14 protein-coding genes are annotated in these 7,940 nt (G+C 26.3%); 10 read left to right on the top strand and 4 right to left on the bottom strand.

Annotation, left to right across the window (positions count from 1 at the left end; translation table 11 throughout):
* Positions 1-81 precede the first annotated feature (81 nt).
* Together AJN69_RS01910 and AJN69_RS09620 are read left to right on the top strand one after the other, a co-directional pair.
* Positions 82-501 carry a hypothetical protein gene (locus AJN69_RS01910; RefSeq protein WP_070290180.1) on the top strand — a complete coding sequence of 140 codons (420 nt, stop codon included), beginning with the start codon at positions 82-84 and terminating at the stop codon, positions 499-501.
* Positions 419-613, top strand: coding sequence for a hypothetical protein (locus AJN69_RS09620; protein ID WP_083262287.1), 195 nt, complete (start codon positions 419-421; stop codon positions 611-613). Before AJN69_RS01910 ends, AJN69_RS09620 begins: the two co-directional genes overlap by 83 nt.
* A gap of 2 nt (positions 614-615) precedes the next feature.
* Here the strand turns inward: AJN69_RS09620 and AJN69_RS01905 are convergent, their stop codons facing one another.
* From AJN69_RS01905 to AJN69_RS01890, 4 genes are all read right to left on the bottom strand, one after another.
* Complete coding sequence (locus AJN69_RS01905) at positions 616-1,068, bottom strand: hypothetical protein (protein WP_070287731.1); 453 nt, start codon at positions 1,066-1,068, stop codon at positions 616-618.
* Complete coding sequence (locus AJN69_RS01900) at positions 1,065-2,276, bottom strand: AAA family ATPase (RefSeq protein WP_070287729.1); 1,212 nt, start codon at positions 2,274-2,276, stop codon at positions 1,065-1,067. The genes AJN69_RS01905 and AJN69_RS01900 overlap by 4 nt, the downstream gene beginning before the upstream one ends.
* Positions 2,277-2,360: 84 nt before the next feature.
* Complete coding sequence (locus AJN69_RS01895) at positions 2,361-3,023, bottom strand: S24/S26 family peptidase (RefSeq protein ID WP_070287726.1); 663 nt, start codon at positions 3,021-3,023, stop codon at positions 2,361-2,363.
* 234 nt (positions 3,024-3,257) lie between these two features.
* A complete protein-coding gene (locus AJN69_RS01890; protein WP_070287724.1) occupies positions 3,258-3,911 on the bottom strand; it encodes a hypothetical protein in 654 nt (217 codons plus the stop codon).
* 203 nt (positions 3,912-4,114) lie between these two features.
* Here AJN69_RS01890 and AJN69_RS01885 point away from each other — a divergent pair, with 203 nt between their 5' ends.
* The 8 genes from AJN69_RS01885 to AJN69_RS01850 form a co-directional block, all read left to right on the top strand.
* Positions 4,115-4,318: a hypothetical protein gene (locus AJN69_RS01885; RefSeq protein ID WP_070287722.1), complete on the top strand. Its 204-nt coding sequence runs from the start codon at positions 4,115-4,117 to the stop codon at positions 4,316-4,318.
* Complete coding sequence (locus AJN69_RS01880) at positions 4,315-4,599, top strand: hypothetical protein (RefSeq protein WP_002788580.1); 285 nt, start codon at positions 4,315-4,317, stop codon at positions 4,597-4,599. Before AJN69_RS01885 ends, AJN69_RS01880 begins: the two co-directional genes overlap by 4 nt.
* A gap of 430 nt (positions 4,600-5,029) precedes the next feature.
* A complete protein-coding gene (locus AJN69_RS01875) occupies positions 5,030-5,761 on the top strand; it encodes a phage regulatory protein/antirepressor Ant (RefSeq protein WP_070287719.1) in 732 nt (243 codons plus the stop codon).
* Between the two features lie 63 nt (positions 5,762-5,824).
* Complete coding sequence (locus AJN69_RS01870) at positions 5,825-6,250, top strand: YopX family protein (RefSeq protein WP_070287717.1); 426 nt, start codon at positions 5,825-5,827, stop codon at positions 6,248-6,250.
* A 56-nt stretch (positions 6,251-6,306) separates the two neighbouring features.
* A complete protein-coding gene (locus tag AJN69_RS01865; protein WP_044779014.1) occupies positions 6,307-6,570 on the top strand; it encodes a hypothetical protein in 264 nt (87 codons plus the stop codon).
* A complete protein-coding gene (locus tag AJN69_RS01860; RefSeq protein WP_002787283.1) occupies positions 6,536-6,766 on the top strand; it encodes a hypothetical protein in 231 nt (76 codons plus the stop codon). The genes AJN69_RS01865 and AJN69_RS01860 overlap by 35 nt, the downstream gene beginning before the upstream one ends.
* 4 nt (positions 6,767-6,770) lie before the next feature.
* Positions 6,771-7,172, top strand: a complete 402-nt coding sequence (locus AJN69_RS01855; RefSeq protein WP_070287714.1) for a hypothetical protein — start codon at positions 6,771-6,773, stop codon at positions 7,170-7,172.
* A 16-nt stretch (positions 7,173-7,188) separates the two neighbouring features.
* Positions 7,189-7,940, top strand: a 752-nt coding sequence (locus AJN69_RS01850) for an RloG protein (RefSeq protein ID WP_070287709.1), incomplete at its 3' end; no start/stop codon positions are given.

Raw genomic sequence — 7,940 nt, 5'->3', positions numbered from 1 at the left:
AATTTAGCCATAGGGGGTCAGACCTACGGCTAACCCTTAGGGGTATTATACAAAAACCTTACTTAAACTTCTAAAACAAATATGATAAATCTTTTATTTGGAAATGCAAAGCTTTATATAGCCTTAGCTTTAATGGCAATCTTAACAGGATATTTTTATCTAAGACTTGATAGCACAAAGGTAAAATTAGAAAAAAGTCAAAATGATTTAGCCTTAGCTTTAGAGATTAATAAAAACAACGAAGCAAGGCTAAAAGAACTTACGCAAATTCATAAAGCAGAATTAAAAGCAATCAATGAAGCAAACAATCAAAAAAACGAAGTTAAAGAAAGGATAGAATATGTTAAAGAATACATTTATAAAAGCAATGAAAATAATATTACCAAGCTTTTTAACAATGTCGTTGATAGGTTGTGGGATGCAAACTCAACAAGTAGTAACCAAAATAGAAATTCAAAAAGTAAGAATTCCGCAAGAACTACTAACATTAAGCCCCCTTGAAAAGCCAAAGGCAAAAAATGAACTAGATATTTTAAATGCTTATTCTTTACTTTTTTACAAGTATAGGCAATGCGAAATTCAGATTAGAAAGATTAAGGAGTTGAATGAGTGATTTTATTTGCTAATTTTTTGAGTATTTGGATCATATTTAAGCGATAAAATTTTACTTGAAGTTAGTGGAGGTAGTTTAAATTTTCTATCTTTTAATTTTTTTCCATAATTTTGCGCTATAGTACTTGCTTGTGGATTTCCAGTATGTGATATGGCTATATATCGTTTTTCAAAATCTTCATTAAGTAATTCATATATAGCTAGTATTTGCTCATAAGCTGTTTTTAAATCTCCACCTTTTAATTCTGTGTATATAATTATATCTTTTAAATCAGTTGTAGTAACAACATAATCACATCTTGATTGTTTATTTTCTAATTTATTAATATCTTTTGTATCAATTAAAATTTTATAAAATTTTCTTCCATTGCATTCAAGTATTAATTTTACACTATCTTTACATACTAATGTTTTATTATAGCACTCGTTTTCATCTATAAACTGTTTTAATTTCATTTATCTAACTCTATTATTTTATAAAAATCATCCATGATTTCACTTGAAGCGGTATCTATATATTTAGCATCAATTAACATTGTCTCTTTATCTATAATTGAATAAGATTTTCCATTTTCTAGCTTATAAGCTATGAAGTCTTTATGGTTAAAAATGTTGTCTTTTTTGATTATTTTGTAGATATTATTTTGTTCATTTTCGTGTAATTTTGGTTTAATTATTGAAGCATAAAGAATATTATTTAATGCTGTCAGCATATAAGGACTATGGGTTGAAAACATAACATTTGGGTTATTTTTAGCATTTCTAAGACTTGAAAGATAATATGCTATATTTTTTTGATTAGTTGGAAATAGATTTGTTTCAGGTTCTTCTATAAAAATATCTAAAGTTGGTTTATTTTTTTCAGATAATAGAGTTTCAATAAGTTTAATTCTTTTAATTACATTGTTTTCAGTGAATTTGCCTTTAGTGCTTATTGATTTTTTAAGATCAAATATTATATTTTCAATAGCGATTTTGTCTAAACTTTTATTTTTAATGTCATATACATATGAAAAATAACTACTTATTGTTTCCATTACACTAGTGCTTTTTTCACCAGAGCTTGATTGCTCAAAAGGTATTTTTATATCATTGTGAATTAAATAGAACTTAATAAACCCAGCTTCGTTTTCAGTCGTTAATGTCGTATTTTCCATAGTCTTTAGTTGAAAATTCTTTACTTCGTTAATGCTTTCTATAAAATTTGCTATCATATCATTTGTGTGATAAGATGCTTTAATTTCTCTTTGCCTAGGAATTGCAAGTAGTTCAGGTAAAAAATTTCTAACATCATTTATAAATACTATTTTTCCAATTAACTGCTCTGTTTTTATGCGTTCTTGATATAAAGTTATATTTTTACCTTTTATTTCTATTAAAGGCTTATCATCTATAAGTGTAATCTCTGTGCTATGATTAACATAAATATCCAGCATTGACTCTTTAAGATAATTCATAAATTCTTTTTGATTTATATTATTAAATAACTTTGCCTCATGGAAAGATTTTATTTGTTCTTGTTTATATAACCATTTTAATAAGCTAATGGTTCTTAGGATAATACTCTTTCCGCTTCCACTTTTTCCTATAATTACTATAAATGGTTTTAAAATTATTTCCGCTTCTTGTATAGGTCCTAAATTTTTAATTATTACTTTTTGCATTTATATTGCCTCTTACTTTATTATTTTAATTATATGCAGAATAAATAAATAAAATAGCTCTAACAAAAATATTTTTTTAAACATTTACACTCTTTCAATTTGATTTAAAAATATCTTTGCATTACAAGAACAAATTACCGCGCCTATAAATACATGATCTTTTAAAGCACTCTTCTTTACCTTTTTATCTCTAAAATTAAAATTATCGCTGCTAATAACTATATCATCATCGAAAGCATTTTTAAGAATGCGTTTGCAAAAAAGTTCATTATTGCTATTACGAAAAATTACTACATCGCCATTTCTTATTTTATCGAGTGAATTTCTAGTGGTATCTATGATGATAAAAGAGCCATTTTGTATAAAAGGTTCCATACTTTCACCATAAATTTTAATCATATCATATTGAGTTTTGTAAGGCACTCCTAAAACTTCAGTTAAAAAAGTTTTATCTACGTTGATAATTTGAAAATTTTCATTTTCATTTGTATTGCCAAAACCAGCACTTGCGTAAATGTCAGGAAAATAACGAATGGTTATAGTATCTTTGTGGTGATGAATAGAGACTGAATTATTAGCCTTTTTTAACTCATAGTATTTTTTCAATGCTTGAGCTGAAAGTTGTTTATTGTTCCGCCAATTATTTGCATTGTTTTTTTTATATCCTAATCTCTCTGCTACTTCTTCTAAACTTTTTACATTAAAAAAAGTTTTTAATTCTTCTACTAATTCATAATAATTTTCCATAAATATAACCTTGAAAATATATTGACATATATTTAAAATTAATATATAATTCTATACATAATTAATTTTACAAAACAAAATAATTATTTAACTAAGCAATAAGTATGCCAAGTTTTAAATTAAAATTGTATTATGTTATTTTAAGGATTTGAAAATGGAGTATTGGTTCATATTTGTATTTTTCTTTTTCGGGTATTATATTTTGTTTGATTAAGGCGTATTACGCCTTAAAGATTATTTTTTTTCTTGCTCGGGTTTATCTCCTCTAGTTTTTGGGATTATGGGTGTAGTAGTTCCAGTTTGTGGAGTTGGTTTTATTACTTTTTCTTTATTGTCCGACATAATTATTTCTCCTTTTACGATTTGTGCACCACTTGTTATTATAGCAAAAAAAGATATACTAGCTCCAATAAAAAGAAAAACATAAATTTTACTAATATCTTTACTCATATTATTAATAATTTTGTTATTTTTATCGAAAGCATCTAATATAGAAGATATCATAGCATTAATTCCATTTGTATATTCTAAACTGTCAGAATTTAACTTAGACATCTTTTCATACTGATCTTGTGGAAAAGCTATTGTATTATTTATTTTTAAGGCAAGCAAGGAAAAGAAAGCGCAATATCCTAGAAATACAATTGAAACACTAAAAAGAATAATAGTAAATAGATCTGTATGGGTTGTTTTTATATAGTTATTAAGTATAGTGATGTCACCTGCTATTATAAAAGTGCAAAGCCACATGTATAATTTTATAGCTTGAAATTGTCCAGGGATTATACTTGTCAATTGAATATCTAAATCTTTTCTTTTACTCTCAAGTTGTAGCTTTAAATTCTTTTCATAGTTCTCAAATGAAATATTTTCTTTATTTTCTGACATTTTAATTCCTTGCATAGTATTTTTATAATTATATTAAAAACTTAATATATTTATAATTAATATAAAAATTAAAAATATATATTGACATATATTTAAAATTAATATATAATTCTATACATAATTAATTTTACAAAATAAAATAATTATTTAACTAAGCAATAAGTATGCCAAGTTTTAACTTAGAAAGTTTTTAGGAGCAAAAAATGATAGCAGCAGGATCAATTTTAGATGTTTTAAGCTTTAGAAAAAGCGAAGAAAAGGAAGAACTTAGAAAGTGTTTTAATTTCAGCGATGAGGTATTCGAAAAAGCGCTTAATTTTTTACATACAAATGATGAGATAAGCATAGAAGCTGTGAGTGATGGACTTTTTGAAAAAACGATTATCAGCATAAAGGTTTCAAAATGAAACAAGCTATAAAGCAAAAATTAGGTGTTAGTAGCATAACAGAAGCAGGGTTAAAACTAAATTTAGCTCACAATGTCTTAAATAGTTGGCTTTCAAATAATCTTACAAATGCAAAGGTTGAAATAGCCCTTTTAAAACTGGGTTTAAGAGAGGATGAAAGACTAATAAAACGCATAGAAAAGCTAAAAAGCGAGTATAAAAAGAACGAAATCCGTAAGCAAGCCTATGAAAAATCTATGAAAGAAATTAAAGCTTTATTAGAAGAGATCGAGGCGGCTTAAAAGCCTCATTAAGCACATTTATCTAAGCACTTTAAAATCGCATTTTTTAAAGTGATAGCAAAAAGTGTGCTTAAAGGGTTTTTGCAAAAGTTGCGTTAAGTGGATAAACGCCTACAATTGCGAACTTTAAAGGTTTGATATTTTTTAGATTGCTTCACTAGCCTTTTATGGCTAGTGTGTTCTTATATTTATTACACTCACAGGCGACGGTGTGGAAAGTGGGCTTTTTTAAAGCTTTGTTGATTTACCAAAATACCAAAAGTCTTTTAGACTTTGAATGCAGGTCCTATGTTTTGGTTAGTGTTTAAATGAGGACTAATGAGAATTCTTTTAAAGTCCTCAAATTTATTTATTTCTTCTTAAATTAAGCCATCTTTTAAGATGGCTCTTAAGTCTTCATTTAAACACTAAAAAATTTTAAGGAGAATAAATGAATTTAGAACTTTTTAAAAAAGATGAAAACAAAGAAATAAGCTTAACTTCTTTAGAGATAGCAGAGCTTACAGGCAAGGAGCATTTTAATGTTATAAGAGATATAGAAACTTACTTAGAAAAAGTGGTTGAAGGGGGTGTCTTCAAATTTGAAGACACCTACCAAAACACACAAAATAAGCAATCTTACAAGTATTATCGCTTGCCAAAAAGAGAAGTATTGATTTTAGTGAGTGGATATAGTGTTGAGCTAAGAGCAAAGATAATCGATAGATTAGAATACTTAGAAAATGAGCTTAAAAAACAAAGTTATAAACCGCTTTCATTAAAAGAAAGTTTGCAAATGCAATTAGAGCTTTTAGAAAAAAATGAAAAACTTCAAGTAGAAAATCAAAGCCTAAAAAACGAAGCCGAACAAAATGCACCTTTAATTCATTTTGCAAATCGCATTCAAAACACAAATGATGCTATTTTGATAAGAGATTATGCAAAAATCTTACACGAAAAAAATAATCTTGAAATTGGCGAGAAAAGACTTTTTAAGATCTTGCGTGAAAAAGGATTTTTAATGAGCGATAACAAACCTTATCAAAAATACATCGAACAAGGACTTTTTAAGGTAAGTGAAACGACTGTTAGCACCATCAACGGCGATAGACTTGTAAGCACGACAAAAATAACAGGTAAAGGGCAAATAGCCATTTTAAAAGCGATTTTGAAAGCAAGTTGATAGAGAATTTAAAAGTGACAAAGAATGGCAAGAAGTTGAAAGAAGTACAAAAGGAGAGAAAGAATGAAATTAGGAGACTTTAGTTTTAGACTTTGGAGCAGTCGAGAAAAACATTATATAACAAATAATCTATGTCTCGTTGAGTTTAATCATAATCCTGGAGAAATAAAGGCTGGATTATTATTTGGTGAATATGGAAATTATGATTTTATTGAAAATTATGATGATAAATTTGAAATCGAGCTATGGACTGGTTATTGTGATAAAAATGGTAAAAATATTTATGAAAATGATATTGTTAAAGTGGAAGATAATGGTAATGCGAGTATTTTTAAAGTTGGTTTTAGTAATAATATGGGATTTAGTGCAAGTTTGCAAACAGAAGCTATTCTACCATATCAGCTAAAAATTTTAGCTTCTAAAGGCTTTGAAATCATCGGCAATATCCACGAAAATGCGGAATTATTAAATGAAAATAAACCATCTTGATTTATTTAGTGGCATAGGTGGTTTTGCTTTTTGAACTAATAAAATAAGGTTTAAATATGGATAAGAATTTAAAAAAAATTACAGAATTAAAAATAAAATGTAAAAATTGCGATACAAAAATCATTACAAAAATAGGTAATGTTATTAAAACTTGTCCGCAATGTGGAATAAAGTTTATAGATGAAAATTTAGGATATAATCCCTTTGAAATTTTAACTGAATTGTTCAAAAGTGTTAGCAAAAATAAAAATGCAGAATTTTATTTTGTTTGTAAAAAGGAATGTGATGGAACAAGAAATCGCCAAGATAAAAAAGTTTAAACTAGAGTGCAAAAATTGTGAAACGCAAATCATTATAGATACTCACAATAGTATTAAAAATTGTCCTGTGTGTGGATTGAAATTTTATGACAATTTAGAAAGTCCTTTTGAAAATTTACACGAACAAATTCTTTTAATCAATAAAAATAAGAATGTAAAAGTTTATTTTGTTTGTGAGGAAAAAGAAAAGAGGTAATATAATGCAAAGCAATATAGAAAAATTTGATTTTTATAGCGCAAAAGTATTAGCTATCTTGCTTGATAATTTTCCTATAAAAAAAGATATTTACATTTTAAAAGACATTATCAAGGATAGCGATGCAACCAAAGAAGATGTAAAATTTGTCTATGAAACGATTATAGCATTAAGAGATTTTGGTTTTATTAGTTTTAATGAAGAGGTAAAAACTTTAGGGTTTGAGTGTTTTTTTGGTGTAAGATTAACTCTTAAATCTTTAGAAATTTTAAAATCAATCCCAAAAACATTACAAAATAATAAAACTTTAGGTGATAAACTTAGAGATAGTATAAAATTAGCAGATGAAGAAGCTATAAAACAAAGTATAAGCTTAGCTTTTTCTTTGGCTAATAAGATTTTTTAATTTAAAAGGAGAATTAATGACAGAAGAGAAAGAAAATATTGTTAATTTTAAAATAAAAATTATCCATGAAGAAAACATAGAACTTGGGATAATGGCTAATTCTTTGTTAAGTTTTCAAAAATTAATGGATAGTTTTATATCAAAAGAGCACGGTATAACACAAAGTAAAATTTTTTTAGAAAAAGTTGAAACTGGCAGTGATATATATTCTTTGGTTTTTGAAATAGCAGGAGAAGTTTTGCCTATTATTGCACCTATTCAAGCATTAAATGAATTTATAGAACTTATTATATCTTTTAAAAATATCAAATCAAAAAGTATAGAAGAAATAGAAGAAAATCCGCATTTTACTAAGTATAATGCCAATAATTTAAAAAATATATTTGCACCCGTTACTATAAATCAAAATACTTTTTTTATCAATCATAAAGGTGAAGAACTTTTGAGAATAAATAGTGATGAAGCTGAGCTTATTTATGAAAATGCTAATTACATTTGCGAAAAAAAGGAAATTGAATATCAAAAGATACATGAAAATGCTTTGATAACGATGTATAAAACTACAAATAAAATAGACAATAAAACAAAACATAAGGCAAAGTGCGATGCTTTAAGTCCTTATGCGGTTGATGTTAGTTTTAGTGATGAGAAAATAGCCGAAGAAGTTTTGAAAAATCCTTATGGATTTAATTTTTTAGTAGATTTAGAGTATTATAAAAACGATAAAAATAAAATCATTTTATATAGAATTTTTAACATAAAAGATAA

Origin of the sequence: Campylobacter sp. BCW_4338, from assembly GCF_001763255.1 — a bacterium.
Classification (GTDB): Bacteria; Campylobacterota; Campylobacteria; order Campylobacterales; family Campylobacteraceae; genus Campylobacter_D; species Campylobacter_D jejuni.
The sequence above is the reverse complement of the archived record's forward strand: the minus strand, read 5'-3'. Positions and strand labels throughout refer to the sequence as shown.

Excerpts from the sequence above, each read along its gene's own strand:
- AJN69_RS01910 (WP_070290180.1), top strand. The coding sequence starts at position 82 with ATGATAAATCTTTTATTTGGAAATGCAAAGCTTTATATAGCCTTAGCT.
- AJN69_RS09620 (WP_083262287.1), top strand. The coding sequence starts at position 419 with ATGCAAACTCAACAAGTAGTAACCAAAATAGAAATTCAAAAAGTAAGA.
- AJN69_RS01905 (WP_070287731.1), bottom strand. The coding sequence starts at position 1,068 with ATGAAATTAAAACAGTTTATAGATGAAAACGAGTGCTATAATAAAACA.
- AJN69_RS01900 (WP_070287729.1), bottom strand. The coding sequence starts at position 2,276 with ATGCAAAAAGTAATAATTAAAAATTTAGGACCTATACAAGAAGCGGAA.
- AJN69_RS01895 (WP_070287726.1), bottom strand. The coding sequence starts at position 3,023 with ATGGAAAATTATTATGAATTAGTAGAAGAATTAAAAACTTTTTTTAAT.
- AJN69_RS01890 (WP_070287724.1), bottom strand. The coding sequence starts at position 3,911 with ATGTCAGAAAATAAAGAAAATATTTCATTTGAGAACTATGAAAAGAAT.
- AJN69_RS01885 (WP_070287722.1), top strand. The coding sequence starts at position 4,115 with ATGATAGCAGCAGGATCAATTTTAGATGTTTTAAGCTTTAGAAAAAGC.
- AJN69_RS01880 (WP_002788580.1), top strand. The coding sequence starts at position 4,315 with ATGAAACAAGCTATAAAGCAAAAATTAGGTGTTAGTAGCATAACAGAA.
- AJN69_RS01875 (WP_070287719.1), top strand. The coding sequence starts at position 5,030 with ATGAATTTAGAACTTTTTAAAAAAGATGAAAACAAAGAAATAAGCTTA.
- AJN69_RS01870 (WP_070287717.1), top strand. The coding sequence starts at position 5,825 with ATGAAATTAGGAGACTTTAGTTTTAGACTTTGGAGCAGTCGAGAAAAA.
- AJN69_RS01865 (WP_044779014.1), top strand. The coding sequence starts at position 6,307 with ATGGATAAGAATTTAAAAAAAATTACAGAATTAAAAATAAAATGTAAA.
- AJN69_RS01860 (WP_002787283.1), top strand. The coding sequence starts at position 6,536 with ATGGAACAAGAAATCGCCAAGATAAAAAAGTTTAAACTAGAGTGCAAA.
- AJN69_RS01855 (WP_070287714.1), top strand. The coding sequence starts at position 6,771 with ATGCAAAGCAATATAGAAAAATTTGATTTTTATAGCGCAAAAGTATTA.